The organism is Roseibium sp. RP-7 (assembly GCF_053005225.1).
The window spans coordinates 2734169-2753285 of sequence record NZ_JBRKQA010000001.1; the positions used below are offsets into that span (position 1 = coordinate 2734169).

At 57.4% G+C, this 19117-nt stretch carries 17 protein-coding genes; 13 read left to right on the forward strand and 4 right to left on the reverse strand.

What is annotated here, in order from left to right:
• Nucleotides 1-33 precede the first annotated feature (33 nt).
• Entirely contained in the window at nucleotides 34-645 is a 612-nt protein-coding gene (locus ACVDG9_RS12285) for an invasion associated locus B family protein (RefSeq protein WP_022998645.1), read from the forward strand.
• 100 nt (nucleotides 646-745) lie between these two features.
• On the opposite strand, the gene hspQ is transcribed toward ACVDG9_RS12285, so the two are convergent.
• From hspQ to ACVDG9_RS12300, 3 genes are all read right to left on the reverse strand, one after another.
• Nucleotides 746-1069 (reverse strand): heat shock protein HspQ, encoded by a 324-nt coding sequence (gene hspQ, locus ACVDG9_RS12290; protein ID WP_022998644.1) that lies wholly within the window; start codon nucleotides 1067-1069, stop codon nucleotides 746-748.
• 102 nt (nucleotides 1070-1171) lie between these two features.
• Nucleotides 1172-2212 (reverse strand): HpcH/HpaI aldolase/citrate lyase family protein, encoded by a 1041-nt coding sequence (locus tag ACVDG9_RS12295; RefSeq protein WP_168686844.1) that lies wholly within the window; start codon nucleotides 2210-2212, stop codon nucleotides 1172-1174.
• Nucleotides 2213-2294: 82 nt separating this feature from the next.
• A complete protein-coding gene (locus ACVDG9_RS12300; protein WP_447238091.1) occupies nucleotides 2295-3260 on the reverse strand; it encodes a lysophospholipid acyltransferase family protein in 966 nt (321 codons plus the stop codon).
• Between the two features lie 225 nt (nucleotides 3261-3485).
• Between ACVDG9_RS12300 and ACVDG9_RS12305 the strand changes: the two genes are divergently transcribed.
• Both ACVDG9_RS12305 and ACVDG9_RS12310 read left to right on the forward strand, forming a co-directional pair.
• Complete coding sequence (locus ACVDG9_RS12305; RefSeq protein ID WP_022998641.1) at nucleotides 3486-4442, forward strand: AEC family transporter; 957 nt, start codon at nucleotides 3486-3488, stop codon at nucleotides 4440-4442.
• Nucleotides 4443-4484: 42 nt separating this feature from the next.
• Nucleotides 4485-4907 carry a DUF1801 domain-containing protein gene (locus ACVDG9_RS12310; protein ID WP_447238092.1) on the forward strand — a complete coding sequence of 141 codons (423 nt, stop codon included), beginning with the start codon at nucleotides 4485-4487 and terminating at the stop codon, nucleotides 4905-4907.
• A 20-nt stretch (nucleotides 4908-4927) separates the two neighbouring features.
• Here ACVDG9_RS12310 and ACVDG9_RS12315 read toward each other — a convergent pair whose 3' ends face one another.
• Nucleotides 4928-6130 (reverse strand): UbiH/UbiF family hydroxylase, encoded by a 1203-nt coding sequence (locus ACVDG9_RS12315; RefSeq protein ID WP_447238093.1) that lies wholly within the window; start codon nucleotides 6128-6130, stop codon nucleotides 4928-4930.
• Nucleotides 6131-6308: 178 nt separating this feature from the next.
• Here ACVDG9_RS12315 and ACVDG9_RS12320 point away from each other — a divergent pair, with 178 nt between their 5' ends.
• The 10 genes from ACVDG9_RS12320 to ACVDG9_RS12365 all read left to right on the forward strand — a co-directional run bounded on the left by ACVDG9_RS12320 (nucleotide 6309) and on the right by ACVDG9_RS12365 (nucleotide 19069).
• On the forward strand, nucleotides 6309-7244 hold the full coding sequence (locus tag ACVDG9_RS12320) for a DUF2182 domain-containing protein (RefSeq protein ID WP_447238094.1): 936 nt from the start codon (nucleotides 6309-6311) through the stop codon (nucleotides 7242-7244).
• 180 nt (nucleotides 7245-7424) lie between these two features.
• A complete protein-coding gene (locus ACVDG9_RS12325; protein WP_062488756.1) occupies nucleotides 7425-8141 on the forward strand; it encodes a CDP-alcohol phosphatidyltransferase family protein in 717 nt (238 codons plus the stop codon).
• Nucleotides 8142-8370: 229 nt separating this feature from the next.
• A complete protein-coding gene (locus ACVDG9_RS12330; RefSeq protein WP_031268497.1) occupies nucleotides 8371-9348 on the forward strand; it encodes a quinone oxidoreductase family protein in 978 nt (325 codons plus the stop codon).
• Nucleotides 9349-9361: 13 nt separating this feature from the next.
• Entirely contained in the window at nucleotides 9362-10312 is a 951-nt protein-coding gene (locus ACVDG9_RS12335) for a LysR family transcriptional regulator (RefSeq protein ID WP_447238095.1), read from the forward strand.
• A gap of 336 nt (nucleotides 10313-10648) precedes the next feature.
• Nucleotides 10649-12133 carry a xanthine dehydrogenase small subunit gene (gene xdhA / locus ACVDG9_RS12340; protein ID WP_447238096.1) on the forward strand — a complete coding sequence of 495 codons (1485 nt, stop codon included), beginning with the start codon at nucleotides 10649-10651 and terminating at the stop codon, nucleotides 12131-12133.
• Entirely contained in the window at nucleotides 12117-14453 is a 2337-nt protein-coding gene (xdhB, locus tag ACVDG9_RS12345; protein WP_447238097.1) for a xanthine dehydrogenase molybdopterin binding subunit, read from the forward strand. Before xdhA ends, xdhB begins: the two co-directional genes overlap by 17 nt.
• A complete protein-coding gene (gene xdhC, locus ACVDG9_RS12350; protein ID WP_447238098.1) occupies nucleotides 14453-15466 on the forward strand; it encodes a xanthine dehydrogenase accessory protein XdhC in 1014 nt (337 codons plus the stop codon). Before xdhB ends, xdhC begins: the two co-directional genes overlap by 1 nt.
• Nucleotides 15467-15508: 42 nt before the next feature.
• Entirely contained in the window at nucleotides 15509-17074 is a 1566-nt protein-coding gene (locus ACVDG9_RS12355; protein ID WP_447238307.1) for an ABC transporter ATP-binding protein, read from the forward strand.
• Entirely contained in the window at nucleotides 17074-18162 is a 1089-nt protein-coding gene (locus ACVDG9_RS12360; protein WP_022998631.1) for an ABC transporter permease, read from the forward strand. Before ACVDG9_RS12355 ends, ACVDG9_RS12360 begins: the two co-directional genes overlap by 1 nt.
• Nucleotides 18155-19069 (forward strand): ABC transporter permease, encoded by a 915-nt coding sequence (locus ACVDG9_RS12365; protein WP_022998630.1) that lies wholly within the window; start codon nucleotides 18155-18157, stop codon nucleotides 19067-19069. Before ACVDG9_RS12360 ends, ACVDG9_RS12365 begins: the two co-directional genes overlap by 8 nt.
• Nucleotides 19070-19117 lie beyond the last annotated feature (48 nt).

Sequence of the window (19117 nt, forward strand, 5' to 3'; positions counted from 1 at the left end):
AAGTTTCGTACACGCACGATTGAGGACGTATCGATGACGAGTGTTTTGAAAAGAGGATTGTTCGGATGTGCAGTAGGTGCGTTCGTAGCCCTATCTTCTTTTGCAGGTGCACCCGCAATCGCCCAGGAAGAAAAAAGCCCATGGACGAAAGCGTGTAACACCAATCCGAACACGCAGAAGGAAATCTGCTTTATTTCGATTGAATTGCGCACAAATACCGGACAGTTCCTGAGTAACATTGCTATTCAGGAAACTGAGGGCGAAGCCCGCAAGAAACTGCTGGTCGCTGTACCGACCGGCGTTCTTATCCAGCCGGGTGTGCGCATTCAGATCGATGATGGCAAGCCCGTACAGGGCAAGTACAGCATCTGCGCACCCAATGCCTGCTACGCTGAACTGGCGATTGATGACTCGTTCATCAACACCATGAAGCAGGGTGGTGAGGTGATTGTGGCTCCGTATAACCAGCAAGCCAAGGAAATCGTCTTCAAGATGACCCTGATCGGCTTCACCAAGGTTTACGACGGCGAGCCGATGAACATTGCCGAGCTGCAAAAGCGTCAGGAAGAACTGCAGAGCGAATTGCAGAAGCGCGCTGACGAAGCGCGTCAGAAGCTGATCGACGCTCAGAAGCAAAGCCAGTAACAGGCTGCTTTGCCAGAAATGAAGAAGGCCGGAACTGTGAAAGTTCCGGCCTTTTTTGTATTTGAAGTTCAAGACTGAAAATCGCCGGGAATTGGGACGATTAGTGGATCTCTACGCTGCGCGGCAGATATGAGCCGTCCGTCTGTTCCTCGAAAATCTCTTCAACCTGCGGATGGCGCACCGGTTCGCCGGTCATATCCGCTTCCAGGTTCTGTTCGCTGACATAGGCCACATATTCGGTCTCCTCGTTCTCGGCGAGGAGATGATAGAACGGCTGGTCGCGCAAAGGACGCACGTCCTCCGGGATGGCGTTCCACCATTCTTCCGTATTGCTGAAGGTCGGATCGACATCGAAAATAACGCCACGGAAGGGGTAGATCCGGTGCCGGACGACCTGGCCAATTCTGAATTTTGCCGTTCGCATGGTTACTCGTCCGCATACTGCATGCACTGCCGGGATACCGTGTCGGCAGCCGGCGTGCAAGCATTGTAACATTAAACCTTAGACGACGAGCCTTGCGAAAGTCTAAAGGCCGTAGACCTCCGCGAGTTCCGCGTCCTTGGATGCAACCAGTTTTGCAAGGTCGACAATCACCTTTGCCTGCTTCCAGGTTGCGTCATCCTGCATCTTGCCGTCGATCATCACGGCACCGGTTCCATCCGGCATAGCCTCAAGGATCTTGCGGGCAAAGGCGACTTCGCCCGGATCCGGAGAGAAAACCTTCTTCGCGATCTGGATTTGTGTCGGATGCAGGGACCACGCGCCAAGGCAGCCCATCAGGAATGCATTGCGGAACTGACTTTCGCAGGCTGCCGCATCGGAAAAATCACCAAACGGGCCGTAGAAAGGCTTCAGGCCGTAAGACAGGCAGGCATCGACCATCTTTCCGACCGTGTAATGCCAAAGATCCTGCTGATAAGCGGTTCGGCCACCTGCGCCGTCAGCATCTGAAAGGACCGCATAGTCGGGATGGCCGCCGCCCACACGTGTTGTTTTCATGCCGCGCGAAGCCGCAAGGTCTGCCGGTCCCAGGCTCATGCCATGCATCCGCGGGCTGGCTGCTGCAATCTCTTCGACGTTCTTGACCCCTTCGGCCGTTTCCAGAATGGCGTGGATCATGATCGGCTTGGAAAGACCAGCCCTGGCTTCAAGCTGCGCAAGCAGTTGGTCGAGATAATGAATGTCCCAGGCCCCTTCCACCTTGGGAAGCATCACCACGTCGAGTTTTTCTCCGACCGCAGGAACGATCTCAAGAAGGTCGTCGAGAAACCATGGACTGTTGAGGCAATTTACCCTGGTCCACAGGCCAGTGGTGCCGAAGTCATTATCCTGCGCCATCTGAATGAAGCCCCTGCGGGCGTCTGTCTTGGCATCAGCGGGGATTGCATCTTCAAGGTTGCCGAGTACGACATCGACGTTCTTGATGAGATCCGGCACCTTGGACCGCATCTTTTCAATATGCGGAGGGACGAAATGGATCATGCGCTCCAGCGAGACGGGAAGTTCGCGATACGGGTCCGGCGCGCCGATTGCGAGCGGCTTGTAGAATGCGCTTGGGGTTTTCATGAAACAGCTTTCCTCCACCAGTTTGAGGAATAGCTATAACGTCAATGCTGCGCTGCAACCATACCCCGAAAGGAGAACAGGCTTAATCGTCTTCCAGGCGAGCCGCTGCTGCGCGTCGAGCCTGCTTCTGGGCAGACGTTTTACCTGGAGGTGCCCACTTCTTGTGGATCCACATCCATTGTTCGGGGTGCTCACGGATCCAGCTTTCGAAAATTGCGTGGATCCTGGCAGTTGCAACCTCGATATCCGCTTGCCTGTCATCCGTTACAGGCACTTCGACCGCCTGGGCCTCAATCCGGAAATGCACACCTTTCTTGCGTACGACCCGGCCGAGAACAATTGGCACGTTGCAGGACCGGGCGAGCGAAGCCGGGACTGGCGTGGCGTAAGCCATCTGGTCGAAAAAGGGCACTTGCACGCCGCGCGTTTCCCTGAGATCTCCCATCATCGCGACGATACCGCCGCTTTTCAGGGTCGCCAGGATCTTGCGAGCTGTCTGGTGGCTTTTCGACAAAAGACCGCCTTTGTAGAGGTCTTTCCTCAGCGCCTGCAGGGCCTTGTCGGCCTCCGGATTGCGCAGAGCCTGATAGACGCCCGTTATCTCGATACCGCGCCGGACGGCGGGCTGAACACACAATTCCCAGTTTGCGCTGTGGAATGAAACGAACAAACAGGCACGCTCGCCGTTCAGAACCTGTTCGGTGATTTCATCCGCAACTGCTTCAAACCGGTAGTCCTGTTTCAGAAGCCGGTCGATGTGGAATGTTTCGGCTGCCACGCGGCCGAGGTTCTCCCACATCCCACGCACAAACAGTTCTCGTTCCGCGCGCCGCATGCCCGGAAAGGCCTTCTTCAAGTGGCGCAGAGCACGCTTGTGTCTGGGATTGAACGGTGCCAGCCGACGCCAGAATGCACCCATGACATAGGAGGCAACGTCTACGGGGATCAGGCGGAACAGCCAGATGGCCAACGTCAGCGCAAAGCCTTCCACCCGGTTTTGCACAGCTGTGAGCTTCGGGTGTTTACGATGCTTTTTTTTGCGGGACATTACGACCGAATGCTTTCATGTTGTCCGCCCGTCCTGAAAAGAGGGCACTTCCGACCTTGTCCGACTGATTGGGGCCTTGCGATGCGCCCTCAGACCTGATTGGAATGCGGATCACCGAGGTGACCTCCAAGTCACGCGTCCATATCCAAGCCAGGCGCAAGATGCAAGCGCCTTCAAACCCAACCAACCGCGATACAGCGCGTCGTCTTCATCTTTGGTATTTGAATGCAGAACGTCATTTCACTGGCTCTTCCGTTTTTCGGACTGATCCTTCTCGGCTTCGGTGCCGGCAAGATCAAGAACCTGCCCGAGGCAGGCCTGAGCTGGATGAACTTCTTCGTGATCTACCTGGCCCTCCCGGCGCTCTTCTTCCGTCTGTTGTCTGAGACACCGATCGAAGAGCTCGCAAATGCGTCCTACATTACCGCCACGACCTTCACGACCTACATCGTGTTCGCGATCTCCTTCTGCATAGGTGTGGTCGCAACACGCGGCAACATCGGCGAATCCACGATCCTGGGCATTGCCGGCGCCTATTCCAACATCGGTTACATGGGGCCGGGTTTGACGCTGGCTGTTCTGGGTGAGCAGGCAACCGTACCGACCGCGCTCATCCTGGCCTTTGACAATGCACTGATGTTCATTCTGGCGCCGCTGATGATGGCATTGGCCGGTACCGAAGAAGAATCGATCCTTGGGACCTTGAAGAAGATTGTGGTCAGGATCTTCACCCATCCCTTCATCCTGGCTACGATTGCCGGCGTCTTCGCCGCCGCGCTTGAGGTCAAGCCACCTCAAGCGATAGATACGCTTCTGCGCTATCTCAGCAATGCGGCAGCACCTTGCGCCCTCTTTGCCATGGGCGTCAGCATTGCGCTTCGTCCGATCGGTCGGATACCGCTGGAACTGCCGCTGGTGCTGGGTGTAAAGTTGCTGTTGCACCCGATCCTGATTTTTCTGCTCCTGACATGGCTTGGCGGCTTCGATCCCAACTGGATCGCAACCGCGGTTCTGATGTCCTGCCTGCCACCGGCGACAAACGTCTTTGTTATCGCGCAGCAATACGGGACGTATGTTCAGCGGGCGTCGAGCTTCGTACTGATAGGAACGGCCTTGTCGATCGTCACCGTTACCGGTTTTATCTGGGCATTGACGAGCGGTTTCCTTCCAACCGGTGGCTAGAAGATCAAACCAGGCATCCCGGTAGCAACAAGAGGGCTTGTGGTGAAAGACAATCCGGAAGTCCTTGCGATATTCGAAAGTTACCCGCCGGATATCCGCGAAAGACTGCTGACCATCAGGTCACTGATCACCGAGACGGCAACGCAGCGCGACGATATCGGAGAACTGGAAGAAACCTTGAAATGGGGTCAGGCCAGCTATCTGACGAAGCGCCCGAAAACCGGAACGACAATCCGGATAGACCGGGACAATTCCGGGGCAGGGGACGTTGCTCTCTATGTCAATTGTCAATCTTCACTGGTGTCTGACTGGCGCACAATGTTCCCGGAACTCGTCTTTGGCGGCGATAGAAGCGTTCACTTCAGTCAAGGTCGGCCGTTGCCAGAAGATGCGCTCCGCCAGATGATCGCCATGGCCCTGACGTATCACAGCGCCAAGCGATCAGCAGCACGGTCACGTGTTTGAAAGCAGCACCAAAAAGCCGTCTATCGATGCAATTGAAACGCGGTTCCCGGTGCAATGCCTTCCCGCATGAGCAGGCGCCGCAACGGACCAATCTTGCCGGCCAGATACATGCCCGCGCTTCGCGCAGCCTGAACCGGCAGAAAGCCTGTCAGCAGCGATCTGTTCAGCATGTCCACCGCGTTTGTCCGTGTCCGGATATCGCTGAACCGTTTCTTCTCATAAGCACTCAAAACGGTCTTGCCACCAAAGTCGGCGTGCGCGCGCACCGCGGATGCCACGACGGAGATGAGGTCCCGGATATCACGCAACGACAGGTTCAGACCCTGCGCGCCGATGGGCGGAAAGACATGCGCGGTTTCTCCCACAAGCGCCAGACGCGGCCCAACCAGGGAAGTGGCAGTCAGTCCTGAAAGCGGAAAACTTTGTGGTTTCGTAGACAGCTTGAAACGACCCAGAATCGAATGTGCCCGCCGTTCGAGCTCCGCTTCCAGCTTCTCCTCCGTCATCGCCAACAGATCTGCAGCACCGTCCGCAGTTTCCACGCAAACAAGTGACGACTGTCTGCCGGGGAGAGGTACCAATGTGAACGGACCAGTTGCAGTATGGAATTCGGTCGAGACCTGCTGGTGTGGAAGCCGGTGCTCAAGGTTCAGAACAACAGCCACCTGCGGATACGACCAGCTTTTAACTTCAATCCCTGCCGCTTCACGCAGTGTTGACCGGCGGCCATCTGCGGCTACGGCCAATTTGGCAGAAATCGTCCGACCCTCGCGGGTGACCAAAGTAGCGTGTTCGTCTCCGAACTCGGCATTCTCAACGGTGTCCGAAATCTCTTCAAGCCCGGATTGCGCAGCACAGAATTTTTTAAGCACTACATTAAGTTCACTGTTCAAGATATTGAAACCAAACTCTTCCAAGCCAAGTTCAGAACTGTCGAAGACCACTTCAGGTGCACGAAAAAGCCGCCCCGTGCTGTCGATCATGCGCATCTTCTTCAAGGATGCGGCGTTGCCTTCTATGTCCGACCAGACGCCAATATCGCGCAACAGATCGATGGAACGCTGCCACAGCGCGGTTGTCCGGCCATCCTTGATTTCCATTGAGGGGGCAATCAGGACGCAGGAAAGCCCCTGCTGGGCCAGAGCAAGAGCGGCAATTCGCCCGGATGGCCCTCCGCCGACGATTGCAATGTCAAACTGTTCCGGCGCGTGGCTGCTGGACATGGTAAAATTCCATCTGATTTGATCTTGAGATCTAAATTGCTGTTTGCGGGCTCAAAATCAACGGGACGAATACACGCAGGGCATTCAAGGTCGACCATGAGTAAGATCAAATGCCTGCTTCGACTAATCCGCTAAGACGTCTCAAGACCCAGGACCAACACGCCACCTTAAGGCCGAAATGACGAGTTTGACCCGCACACCTTCCAATCAGGCCGTTTCCGCCAAGCCGGAACAAAACATGCGTGGCTGGCCGCTGGTGCTTGTGCTGGTCTCGATACTGGCCGCCGCCGGCTGGGCATACCTGATTGCAATGGTTGCAGACATGGTACCGGTCATGGATATGAGCGAAGCCGGACCCGGCATGGTGATTCTCAACAGTTTCAACCAGTTCGCAGGTTTGCCTGCGGAAGCGCGGGCCGCACTTGCGGTTCTTTGCCTGCCGACCAGCGCAACATTCGGCATGCCAGGTGCGGACATGACGACGGTTGATCTTGTGAAGATCTTCCTGATGTGGGCAATGATGGCCCTTGCCATGATGTTGCCTACGGCCGTGCCGATGCTTCGGGCTTATTACACCGAGATTTCGGCACAGTCGGGCAGCACGGCAACGCCGGCACTTCTCGTTAGCACCGCAATGTTCGGCTATCTGGCGGTCTGGCTTGGCTATGCGGTCGCAGCAACCGCAGCGCAATGGGCTTTGTCCCGGGCAGGCGCCATGACGGATATGATGGCACCTGCAAGCATGGCTCTGACGACATCGGTCCTCTTTGCCGCGGGTTTGTATCAGTTCACTTCCTCCAAGAAAGCCTGTCTCCGGCGCTGCTGGTATCCGCGCTGGGTGTTTGCCAATAACGATGCTGGGCCGGGAGCGATGTCGGGCTTGCGGGAAGGACTGGTGCAGGGCTGGGTGTGCCTTGGCTGCTGCTGGGCGGTAATGACCGTCATGTTCGCGGTCGGCCTGATGAACATCGTCTGGATCGCGCTGCTCGGCGCGTTGATGGCAATTGAAAAAACGTTCCCAAGCCGCGTTCTGCCGCCAGCCATCGGGGCTGTTCTGCTGGTCTGGGCAGGTATCCTCGTTTCCCTCATCGTTTTGGGAAATGCGGCAACCTAAATTCACTGCTATTGGTGCGGGGACTGTTTTTTAGGTTCACACTGTCATACGATTGCAATAAAGGACCGTATCAGCGTCAGTGTGTGATCTATGGGCCAGCGGGTCAATCGTGAACCGCACACATCTCAGAACGCAAGTGCACCAGTTTACTGCGTTCAGATCATAAAGTGAGGGAACCCCGTGGCGGATATTACACCAGGTAAAGAGAGGACTGAGCCCGCTCTGTTCCTGATCCATATCCTGACGGCTTCCGGTGCTCCGATCGCTCTTATTGCCCTCTTGGCAGGTGCGCGTGAAAACTGGGCGGAGATGTTCGCCTGGCTTGGACTGGCGTTTTTCATCGATGGCATCGATGGTCCACTGGCGCGCCGTTACAAGATTGCAGAGCGTCTGCCTCGCTGGTCCGGTGCCTCGCTGGATTTCGTGATCGACTACGCCACTTACGTGTTTCTTCCCGCTTTCGCGCTTTCCTGGAGCTTGATGCTGACAAGTCCTTGGAACTGGATTTGTGGCGGGCTCGTGGTCTTTACCGGCGCTCTTTATTTTGCCGACAACGGCATGAAGACACCCGACGGCTCCTTCAAGGGTTTTCCCGCTGGATGGAACATGGTCGTTTTCGGCCTCATGGTTCTGTCGCCATCGCAAAGCTTCACGATCATGTTCGTGCTCTTGTGCTGCGCACTGACGTTCGCTCCTGTCCGCTTTGTCCATCCTGTCCGCGTGCGTCGCTGGCGCATGATTACCTTGCCGGTGACATTGCTCTGGATGGGATTGGCCGCCTACGCAATTCTGGATGGCATGGTTTTGAACGGCCCGCTCGCTTGGGCATTCACGGCAGCCAGCTTCTATCTGCTGCTGGTCTCTGCTGTTCAGCAATTGCTCGACAGGGTCGACTGACCTTTCCCTACATTCAAAATACAGTTTTGGCACTGGCGCGAACCAAGGCGCCGGTGTTGTGCCGCGCTTTCTCTTGAAGCGCTGACCGGCAGGAGGCGTCACGAACGCCTGATGCCATTTATGCTTCGGAATGACCTTTTCCGATGGCGTTGAAATCATTTATGGTCTTGCCAACTTCAATTGCCGCAAGACCAAATCGGTCTCGGCCCATCACCCCGGGGATAAAGTCATGGTTCAAGCAATCTGCGTACACGAAACCGGTGGACCGGATGTCATGCGCTGGGAACATATCGAAGTCGGTGAGCCCGGCCCAGGTGAGGCGCGCATCCGCCACACAGCAGTTGGCCTCAATTTCATCGATACCTATTTCCGCTCGGGCCTCTATCCAGCGCCTGCCGGCGTGCCGTTCAGCCCCGGCAACGAGGGGGCAGGGGTCGTGCAGACGGTCGGTGAGGGTGTGACACATCTCAGCCCCGGCGACCGTGTTGCCTATGTTGGCCCGCTCGGTGCCTACGCGCAGGAAAGAATCGTTCCGGCTGACCGTCTTGTCGTCCTGCCAGACGGGATTGATGACAAGACCGCTGCCGGCATGATGCTGAAGGGCATGACGGCACAGTATCTTCTGCGCCAGACATATTCCGTTGGCCCGGACACGACGCTGCTGTTTCACGCTGCTGCCGGAGGCGTCGGCCTGATTGCCGGTCAATGGGCAGCACATCTCGGCGCCACTGTCATCGGCACTGCCGGTTCGGAAGCAAAGGTCGAACTTGCAAAGGCGCACGGCTACCAGCACGTGATCAACTACCGGACTGAAAACTTTGTCGACAGGGTAAAGGATATTACCGGCGGCAAGGGCTGCGATGTTGTTTATGACAGTGTCGGCAAGGACACCTATCCCGGATCGCTCGACTGCCTGAAACCGAGGGGCCTTTGGGTCACTTTCGGTCAGTCCTCCGGGCCGATTGCCGACTTCAACCTGGCGCTCCTCGCCCAGAAAGGCTCTCTGTTCGCAACCCGGCCGACGCTGTTCAGCTACATCGCCAGCCGCGAAGCACTAGAAGCGACCGCGGGCGAATTGTTCGATGTCGTCCAGAAAGGCATCGTCAAGATCGGCGTCAACCAGGAATACAGGCTTGCCGATGCCGTCCAGGCGCATCAGGACCTTGAAGGCCGCAAGACCACCGGCACCACGGTCCTGATCCCCTAAGAGCAGGAAATTCATGCGGTCCGGACGAGCACAGGATCTTTCTCGAAATCTTTACAGCCCGGCGATGCGCTATTTTCTGGCCGTCGCCGAGGCCGGCTCGATCCGCGCCGCGTCCCGGGAGCTCAACGTGGCGTCATCTGCCATAAACCGGCAGGTTCTCTGGCTGGAAGAGGCGCTCGGACTGCAGTTGTTTGACCGTGTCGGCCGGCGCCTGCGTCTGTCGCAAGCCGGAGAGTTGCTGCTGGCACATATCCGGCGCACCTATTCCGATTTCGAAGGCACGGTCGCCGAACTCGACGCCTTGAAGGGACTGCGCCGCGGTACGGTTTCGATTGCAAGCGTCGAAAGCGTTGCCGAAAAGCTCCTCCCGGCGGTCATCAGCACGTTTCGCAAGAGCTATCCCGGCATTCACGTGAATGTCTCGATTTCCTCATCCAGAGAAGCCGCCCGAAAGGTGGAGGCGGCTGAAGCGGATGTCGGCTTCACTTTCGACCCGCCGGAGACCTCGGCGCTCACAACCGCCTTTCACCATGATCTCGTGATCGGAGCACTCATGCGTCCGGATCATCCGTTGGCCGGAGCGAAAACACTTGGACTGCAAGACTGCCTGAAATATCCGGTGGCGCTGCCGGCAGAAGGACTGTCACTGCGCAACCGCCTGGACATCGTTCGAAGCCGGATACCCGGCGCTTCGCGCACTTATGTGGAAGCCAATTCGCTCAGGCTGATGCGAGCCCTTGCCAGGGAGGAACAGGTAATTGGCTTTCAGACTATGATCGGTTGCGAAGACGACCTTGCCAACGGTTTCCTGATCTTCAAACCTTTGTCCGATACGCCGCTTCAGGCCGACCGACTCTGTGTGGTAACGTCGTCTCTGCGTGCTCTTGCGCTTGCGCCGGGCATGTTTTTCGACCATGCCGTGTTCGCTTTGAGGGACCAACTTTCAGCTCTTGATGCCAAATAGGCAACATTGCGGTCTCAAATGAGCGCTTTGGTTCCATGTTTTTTTAAGGCACATTTTTTGTGACAGTTTTGCGGCAATGCGCCGTGCGAGGGAGAAAACTGATGGGGCGTTTGCCAACGCACGATCTGAATACAGCCCGGGTAGGGCCCGAAAGTGGCCTGATGAGCAGGCTGTGGGGCATGGGTAAGGCACCTGGTCGGCATTCTTCGCACCGGAAACGCCATGACCATCATTTTGCGGCAGGTGATGCAAAGCTCCTAAAGCGTGCGGAATGTTCAAACTGTAACGCATCAGATGTTTCCGGTCAGCTGCTGGCCAAGATAAGGAAGCAGGCCCATGCGTGACACGATCCGTTTCCTCAAGGGTGGTGAAGTCGTTGAACTTGCGAATGTCGGTTCAACGGAAACCGTTCTCGATTACCTGCGCCTCCGCCGCCGCGAAACCGGAACGAAGGAAGGCTGCGGCGAGGGTGACTGCGGGGCCTGCACCGTCGCGCTTGGCCGATTGATCGACGGCAAGCTGGTCTATCAGCCCGTGAACAGCTGCATCCAGTTGCTCGGCATGATTGACGGCGCTGAACTGGTGACTGTCGAAGACCTCTCCGACGATACGAGGCTCCACCCGGTTCAGGCCGCGATGGTCGAAATGCATGGCTCACAATGCGGGTTCTGTACACCCGGCTTCATCATGACGCTTTTCACGCTCTATCATGACGCAGGGGCGGAAAAATCACGCAAGACTGTAACCGAATGGCTGGCTGGAAACCTTTGTCGCTGCACGGGCTACAGGCCGATTATCGACGCGGCATTGGACTCTTGTTTTGACGCTGCAGACGATGCTTTTTCTTGGCGTGCTCATGAAACGCGGGAACAGTTGCGACAATTGTCCGACAGCAGCGATGTCTACATCGGAGATAGCGACTGCTTCTTTTCCTCGCCGGCAACGCTTGACGGTTTGGCAGCTCTTTACGGCCAGCACCCCAATGCGACCCTTGTTGCCGGGGCGACAGATGTCGGTCTGTGGATCACGAAGCATCTGCGCGACTTGCCCAAGATGATTTGGCTTGGCCGAATAGAGGGCCTCGACCGTGTGGAAGACAGTCCGTCCGGGGTGCTGATCGGCGCAACGGCTACCTATGCCGCGACTGAAGAAGCCATGACCGGCATTTCATCAAACCTGGGTGAACTCTGGCGCCGGATCGGCTCGAAGCAGGTTCGCGCCTCGGGAACAGTCGGTGGCAACATCGCCAATGGCTCGCCGATCGGCGACACACCACCCGCATTGATCGCTCTGGGGACAACTCTGGAACTGCATTCTGCAGAAGGCTCAAGGGCGTTGCCGCTGGAAGAATTCTTCATCGACTACGGCAAGCAGGATCGCAGACCGGGAGAGTTCGTCACCGGTCTCTTCGTGCCCCGGCTTTCTGCAAACCAGGCTTTCCGTTGCTACAAGATCACCAAGCGCTTCGATCAGGACATCTCATCCGTCATGGGAGCATTCCGCCTGACGGTGGATGGAGAAGGCGTGGTTACCGATGCCCGGATCGCCTTTGGCGGCATGGCAGGAACGCCGAAACGGGCAACCGGTGCGGAAGCTGCCTTGAAAGGAGCTTCGCTGGACGATCCGTCCACCTGGGGCGCTGCCATGCAGGCATTGCTGTCCGATTACACACCACTGACAGATATGCGCGCAAGTGCCGAGTACCGAATGGAAACGGCGCGGGCGTTGCTCGCAAAGGCCCTTATGGAGGTCAGCGGCACCGCACCGGAAGAACTCCGCGTGCTTGCCAAGCGGGAGGCAGGCCATGACCGCGCAGCTTGACCCCAATGACCTGACAACACCCCTGAAGCATGTCCGCAAGGCGTTGCCGCATGACAGCGCGGCTAAACACGTTTCCGGTACGGCGACCTATATCGACGACATGGTCGAACCCGTTGGTACGCTTCACGTGGTGCCCGGCTGGTCAAGGCAGGCTGTCAGGGGCAGGATCCTGGCAATGGATCTTGAAGAGGTCCATGCTTCACCTGGTGTGGTTGCCGTCCTGACCGCGAAGGATGTCCCGGGAAAGAATGACTGTTCATCCGCCTTTGGCGATGATCCTGTTTTCGCCGAGGATGAAATCCTGTTCTACGGGCAGGTCGCCTTTGCCGTCGTCGGCGAAACAAGAGACCTGGCGCGCAAAGCGGCGTTGAAGGCAAAGATCGATTTTGCACCGATCACCCCCATCCTGACGGCTGAAGACGCTGTCGACGCCGACACCACAGTGCTTCCGGATTACCAGTTCCGGCGTGGTTCGCCTGAAACCGGCATGAACGCAGCCGAGGAAATCCTCACTGGCAGCATGAAAATCGGCGGACAGGAGCATTTTTACCTGGAAGGCCAGGTCGCCATGGCCCAGCCACAGGAAGATGGCGGCATGCTGGTGTATTCCTCGACCCAACACCCGACCGAAATCCAGCACACGGTTGCCAAGGTGCTCGGTGTGCCCGATGCCGCTGTCACAGCTGAGGTTCGCCGCATGGGAGGCGGTTTCGGCGGCAAGGAATCGCAGGCGAACCAATGGGCTGCCCTGGCGTCCGTCGCAGCCAGTCACACGGGCCGAACCTGCAAGATCCGCCTCGACCGCGACGACGACATGATCATGACCGGCAAGCGACACGACTTTAAGGTCAACTGGCAGGTCGGCCACGATAGCGAAGGTCGCATCCGTGCTGTCGACATGGAATTTCTTGCCCGTTGCGGATACTCGGTCGACCTGTCTCTTGGCGTGAACGACCGGACTCTTTTTCATGCCGATTCGAGCTACTTCTACCCGGATGCACTCATCCGCTCCCGGCGCTTGCGAACGGACACCTGCTCCAACACCGCATTCCGCGGGTTCGGTGGACCGCAAGGCATGCTCGCTGCCGAACGCATGATCGATGCGATCGCGATCAGTCTCGACAAGGACCCGCTCGAAATTCGCAAGCTGAATTTCTATGACGGAGAACGGAACCTGACGCCTTTCGGCATGCCGGTGGAAGAGTTTCAGGTCATGCATGACCTGATTGCCCAATTGGAAGAGAGTTCAGACTATTGGGCACGACGTGATGATGTGCGATTCTTCAACGAAAACAACGCTGTTCTGAAAAAGGGACTGGCCCTGACACCGGTTAAGTTCGGCATTTCCTTCACGCTGAAACATCTCAACCAGGCCGGTGCGCTCGTTCATCTCTATACCGACGGTTCGATTCATCTGAACCATGGTGGCACCGAGATGGGCCAGGGGCTCTATCAGAAAGTGGCGCAGGTTGTTGCGGAGGAATTCGGTGTCAGCCTGAACAAGGTACGCATCACCGCCACCAACACCTCAAAGGTTCCCAACACGGGCCCAACGGCTGCATCTTCCGGAACAGACCTCAACGCCATGGCCGCCAAGCTGGCGGCGAAGGAAATCAAGAACCGACTGATAACCTTCCTGTGCGAACTGCATCAATGCGGACCGGAAGCAATCTTCTTCGGCGATAACAAGGTGGTTGTCGGTGACCAGAGCTTTGCCCTTTCGGAAGTCGCCAAGCTGGCGCACATGGCACGTATTCAGCTTTCACACGCAGGCTATTACGCAACGCCAGGGATAACGTGGGAGAGGGAGAGCGCTACCGGGCGCCCCTTCTATTACTTTGCCTTTGGCGGCGCATGCGCCGAGGTGACAATCGATACGATGACCGGCGAGATGACCGTCGATCGGGTGGATATTCTTCACGATGTCGGCCATTCGCTGAACCCTGCGATTGACCTGGGGCAGATCGAAGGTGGCTTTGTTCAAGGGATGGGGTGGCTTACCACCGAAGAACTGGTCTGGGACGAAAAGGGGCGCCTTCGTACCCACGCTCCCTCGACCTACAAGATCCCGACAGCATCCGACATTCCCGAGGAATTCAACGTCCGTCTCTATGAAGGCAGCGGCAACCCTCAGGCAACCGTTTACCGGTCCAAGGCCGTTGGCGAACCGCCTGTCATGTTGGCCAATGCAGTGTTTTGCGCGATCAATGATGCCGTCGCGAGCCTCAGCCCGGGAGTTGTTCCCAATCTGGACGCACCGGCAACACCTGAGGCAATCATGAAAGCCGTCCAGGATATGCGCCGGAGGAAGATCTCCTGATGAAGGTCTGGGGGCACATTGCCGACTGTTTGAAGCGAAACGGCGCTTGTGCACTCGTAACCGTTGCTCGTGCCGATGGTTCGACACCACGCGAAGACGGTGCTCGTATGGTGGTAACGGCTGGTGGTGGATTTTATGGCACGATTGGTGGCGGCACGCTTGAGTTCGAAGCCATCCGCCGTGCCCACAAAGCTCTCCGGGATGGCGTGGCCAGCTTAGAGCTCCACAATGTCTCGCTTGGCCCGGACCTCGGTCAGTGCTGCGGCGGACGTACCCAAATCGCCATCGAGGTGCTGACAACGTCATCGCTTGAAATGGCTCAGACACTCTCGCTTCGGGAGAACGACGGAACGCAGTTTTCCACCCAGGCCAGTATTGTGAACGGTGTGGTGCAGACACGCGATCTGCTGCCGGACGTTTCAACGAACCGCTTCTTCCTTCAACTTGACCAAAAAACGGGCAAGCAATTGCTGATCGAGCAATTTGGCAGCAAGCGGCGCGAACTTTATCTTTTTGGTGCAGGGCATGTAGGAAAAGCCGTTGTCCTGGCGCTCGCACCTCTGCCATTCAGCGTGACATGGATCGACAGCAGGGCGGACCAGTTTCCGGCTGCGGTTCCGGGAAATGTCCGGAAAGTTTCAAACCCTGATCCAGCTGTCTGCCTTGAACAAGCCCCTGATGGCGCCTTTGTCCTGGCGATGACCCACTCGCACGCCCTGGATGAAGACATCATGGCACGTGCCTTGCTTAAACAACGCTTTGCCTATTGCGGTGTGATCGGCTCCAAAACCAAGCGGGCGCGCTTCCTGAAACGACTGAAGGCCTGGGGGCTGAATGACACTTTGACGGCAAACATGGTCTGTCCTGTCGGGGTGACTTCAGTCAAATCAAAACAACCGGCTGCAATCGCTGCAGGAATAGCTGTCGATCTGCTGGTTCGGGACGAAGCTGGAAATCATCAACAGGCCGCTGCAGCCGGGGGGCTTGCACAAAAACTAACACTTGGTCAATAAGGCGGCATTCGCTTGGGGGACGGCGTGGCAGAAACAGAAACGATGACAGGGGACGGCGGCACGGCGCGGCAAAGCAGATCCGGAAAGGATACTTTGCTCGATGCCCGGGGCCTGACCAAACGATTTGGCGACATTCTGGCGAACGACAGGGTCGATCTCGTCATAAACAAGGGTGAAATACATGCACTCCTTGGCGAAAATGGCGCAGGCAAATCGACCCTCGTAAAAATGTTCTACGGTTCACTGGAGCCGGATGGCGGTGAAATTCTCTGGCAGGGCCAACGGGTCGACATCGACAACCCCGCAGCTGCCCGCGAACTCGGCATCGGGATGGTGTTCCAGCATTTTTCGCTGTTCGAAGCCTTGACGGTTGCAGAAAATATCGCGTTGGCATTGCCAAATCCGGGGCGAATGTCTGAGCTTGCCAATCGGATCCAATCCGTGTCGCGCGATTATGGTTTGCCCCTGAATCCGGACGACATTGTTGCAGACTTGCCGGTCGGCATCCGACAGCGTATCGAGATTGTCCGATGCCTGCTTCAGGAACCGCAGCTGATCATCATGGACGAACCGACGTCGGTGCTTACGCCCCAGGAAGCGGATCTTCTCTTCCTGACGCTGGAGCGCCTGGCCAAGGAAGGCTGTGCCGTTCTGTACATCAGCCATCGGCTGGAAGAGGTCAAACGCATCTGTCACCACGCGACGATCCTTCGGCATGGCCAGGTGGTTCGCGAATGTGACCCAACCAAGGAAACACCGGCATCTCTGGCCAGCATGATGGTGGGAGCCGACGTTGCCTCTGTCAGCGCCAGCTCTCAAAAGCCGCAGATCGGCGAAACCCGGCTTGCCCTGAAGAACCTGTCCGCAAAAGCCGCAACGCCATTCGCAACAGCGCTGAACAAGGTCTCGCTGGATCTCAGGGCCGGAGAGGTGGTCGCGATCGCCGGCGTTGCAGGCAACGGCCAGGGTGAGCTCTTCGACGCGATCTCCGGTGAAATGCCAGTGGCAGCCGACATGGTCGTTCTGGACGGCAAGCCCTGCGGCAACAGGAACATTACCTGGCGACGCAGGCAGAACGCGGCTTTCGTACCAGAAGAACGTCTCGGCCACGGCGCCGTACCGGGCATGAAACTATCGCAGAACATCGTTCTGACGCGCCACAGAACCGGCGACAAGCTGGTCAGTGGTTTCTTCGTCTCCAATGCCAATGCAGGCAAGATGGAACAGCGCATCAAGAAGTCCTTCGACGTGCGCATGTCCCATGACGATCCAGAAGCGCGTTCCCTTTCAGGGGGCAATCTTCAGAAATTTGTAGTCGGCCGCGAGCTGGACCGCAAACCTGGTGTGCTGATCGTGAACCAGCCAACCTGGGGTGTCGATGCCGGTGCCGCCGCTCTTATCCGGCAGGCGCTCATCGACCTTGCCCGCTCCGGATCGGCGGTGCTGGTGATCAGCCAGGACCTGGATGAAATCTTCGAAATCGCCGACCGGATTGCGGTTATTTCCAGAGGCTATCTGTCTGCGGCCGAGCCGACTTCAGACATGAACCGCGAGCGGGTCGGCCTGCTCATGGCAGGCGGCGCGGAAGCGCAAGGGGAGGTTGCCTGATGCGCGTCGAACTCGTGAAAAGAAAAGAGCACAGCCGAAAGATGGCACTGCTGTCGCCGTTGATCGCTGTTGGTCTGACCGCAATCGCAGCCGGACTCATTTTCTCAATATCCGGACATAACCCATTGTTCGGATTATATAAGTTCTTCATAGAACCTCTGACACAAGAATGGTCTCTCAACGCGACAATCGCCAAGGCAACACCGCTCATCCTGATCGCCTGCGGCTTGTCGGTTTGCTATCTGTCGAACAACTGGAACATCGGTGCTGAAGGCCAGTTCGTCGTCGGTGCGCTGTTCGGCTCTGCTCTGCCCATTCTGATGCCGGACTTCGAAAGTGCTGCCACGCTTCCCTTGATGATGGCTTTCGGCGCTATCGGTGGGGCACTCTGGGCCCTGATCCCGGCGCTGTTGAAAACCAGGTTCAATACCAACGAAATCCTGACCAGCCTCATGCTGGTCTATGTCGCCAGTCTCCTGCTGGACTACCTGGTTCGCGGACCGTGGCGGGATCCCGGCGGTTACAACTTCCCGGAATCGGCGCTCTTCTCCGACGCCGCCACGTTGTCCACCGTCCCTGGCACGTCACTCAGCTATGCGGCCCCGATCACTTTGATCGTCGCAGTCGTGCTTGCGGTGGTCCTCGGCAAGACCATTAAGGGTTTCGAGATCAGGGTGATGGGCGAAAGTCCTCGCGCAGGCAGCTTTGCCGGTTTTTCTGCAAAGAAACTGACGCTGTTTTCCTTCGCAATTGCCGGTGGTCTTGCAGGCCTTGCCGGCACGATGGAAGTGTCCGGCGCACTCAACCAGCTCCTCCCGACCATCTCTCCCGGTTATGGATTTACAGCCATTATCGTCGCCTTTCTGGGAAGGCTGAATCCCTTCGGTATCATCGTCGCGGGTTTCGTGTTGGCATTGTCCTATATCGGCGGCGAGGCGGTGCAATCGGCGATGGGTGTCTCCAACAAGATTGCCAGTGTCATTCAGGGCCTTCTGCTGTTCTTCGTGCTCGCCTGCGACACACTCATCCTCTATCGCATCAGATTTGTCGGCCGCCGTGGTTCGGCAGGGGAGGTCTCCCATGTTTGAAGCCGTTCTCCTGACCGTTATCACCGCGGCAACACCGCTGTTGATTGCTGCGATCGGCGAACTCGTCGTTGAACGCTCCGGTGTTTTGAACCTTGGTGTTGAGGGCATGATGATCATGGGGGCCGTGGTCGGATTCGCCGTCGCCAATCAGACCGGATCCGGGACGCTCGGCGTCTTTGCGGCAATTGCCGCCGGCATGGCCATGTCGGCACTTTTTGGCTTCCTGGTGCTCGTCCTGGTAACCAATCAGGTGGCAACCGGTCTTGCCCTGACCATCCTCGGCGTCGGCTTCTCGGGCCTGATCGGGGAGGCCTTCATCGGCATTCCAGGTCTTAAACTGCCGGATCTCTACATTCCTGTACTGTCCGACATTCCGTTCTTCGGGCCTGTCTTCTTCCAGCAGGACGCGCTCGTTTATGTGAGTTTCGCCTTGGTCATCGCTGTCGCCTATTTCCTGTTCCGGACCCGGCTTGGCCTCGTGCTTCGGTCTGTTGGTGACAACCACGTGTCGGCTCACGCTCTTGGTTATTCCGTTATTCGCATCAGGTTCGCAGCGGTTCTTTTTGGCGGCGCCTGTGCAGGTCTGGCGGGTGCCTACATGTCGCTTGCCTATACGCCTCAGTGGGTTGAAAACATGACTGCAGGCCGAGGCTGGATTGCGCTGGCATTGGTCGTGTTCTCGTCCTGGCTGCCGCTTCGCGTGGTTGTTGGCGCCTATCTGTTTGGTGCAGTCAGCGTCCTGAACCTCCACGCCCAGGCAGTTGAGCTGGACATTCCGTCCCAACTGCTGTCCAGCTTGCCGTACCTTGCGACTATTTTGGTGCTTGTGCTCATTTCGGCAAACCGCAGACTGACGCTCGTCAACACGCCAGCCTGTCTCGGCAAGCCATTCGTTCCAGACCGGTAAGCCTCCCAGCCACCGGTCGGCCCGGCCCCGGTGCGATCGGGGGCTTGG

Excerpts from the sequence above, each read along its gene's own strand:
- ACVDG9_RS12305 (WP_022998641.1), top strand. The coding sequence starts at position 3,486 with ATGCAGAACGTCATTTCACTGGCTCTTCCGTTTTTCGGACTGATCCTT.
- hspQ (WP_022998644.1), bottom strand. The coding sequence starts at position 1,069 with ATGCGAACGGCAAAATTCAGAATTGGCCAGGTCGTCCGGCACCGGATC.
- ACVDG9_RS12315 (WP_447238093.1), bottom strand. The coding sequence starts at position 6,130 with ATGTCCAGCAGCCACGCGCCGGAACAGTTTGACATTGCAATCGTCGGC.
- xdhC (WP_447238098.1), top strand. The coding sequence starts at position 14,453 with ATGAAGGTCTGGGGGCACATTGCCGACTGTTTGAAGCGAAACGGCGCT.
- ACVDG9_RS12355 (WP_447238307.1), top strand. The coding sequence starts at position 15,509 with ATGACAGGGGACGGCGGCACGGCGCGGCAAAGCAGATCCGGAAAGGAT.
- ACVDG9_RS12365 (WP_022998630.1), top strand. The coding sequence starts at position 18,155 with ATGTTTGAAGCCGTTCTCCTGACCGTTATCACCGCGGCAACACCGCTG.
- xdhA (WP_447238096.1), top strand. The coding sequence starts at position 10,649 with ATGCGTGACACGATCCGTTTCCTCAAGGGTGGTGAAGTCGTTGAACTT.
- ACVDG9_RS12320 (WP_447238094.1), top strand. The coding sequence starts at position 6,309 with ATGACGAGTTTGACCCGCACACCTTCCAATCAGGCCGTTTCCGCCAAG.
- ACVDG9_RS12330 (WP_031268497.1), top strand. The coding sequence starts at position 8,371 with ATGGTTCAAGCAATCTGCGTACACGAAACCGGTGGACCGGATGTCATG.
- ACVDG9_RS12300 (WP_447238091.1), bottom strand. The coding sequence starts at position 3,260 with ATGTCCCGCAAAAAAAAGCATCGTAAACACCCGAAGCTCACAGCTGTG.
- ACVDG9_RS12295 (WP_168686844.1), bottom strand. The coding sequence starts at position 2,212 with ATGAAAACCCCAAGCGCATTCTACAAGCCGCTCGCAATCGGCGCGCCG.
- ACVDG9_RS12360 (WP_022998631.1), top strand. The coding sequence starts at position 17,074 with ATGCGCGTCGAACTCGTGAAAAGAAAAGAGCACAGCCGAAAGATGGCA.
- xdhB (WP_447238097.1), top strand. The coding sequence starts at position 12,117 with ATGACCGCGCAGCTTGACCCCAATGACCTGACAACACCCCTGAAGCAT.
- ACVDG9_RS12285 (WP_022998645.1), top strand. The coding sequence starts at position 34 with ATGACGAGTGTTTTGAAAAGAGGATTGTTCGGATGTGCAGTAGGTGCG.
- ACVDG9_RS12335 (WP_447238095.1), top strand. The coding sequence starts at position 9,362 with ATGCGGTCCGGACGAGCACAGGATCTTTCTCGAAATCTTTACAGCCCG.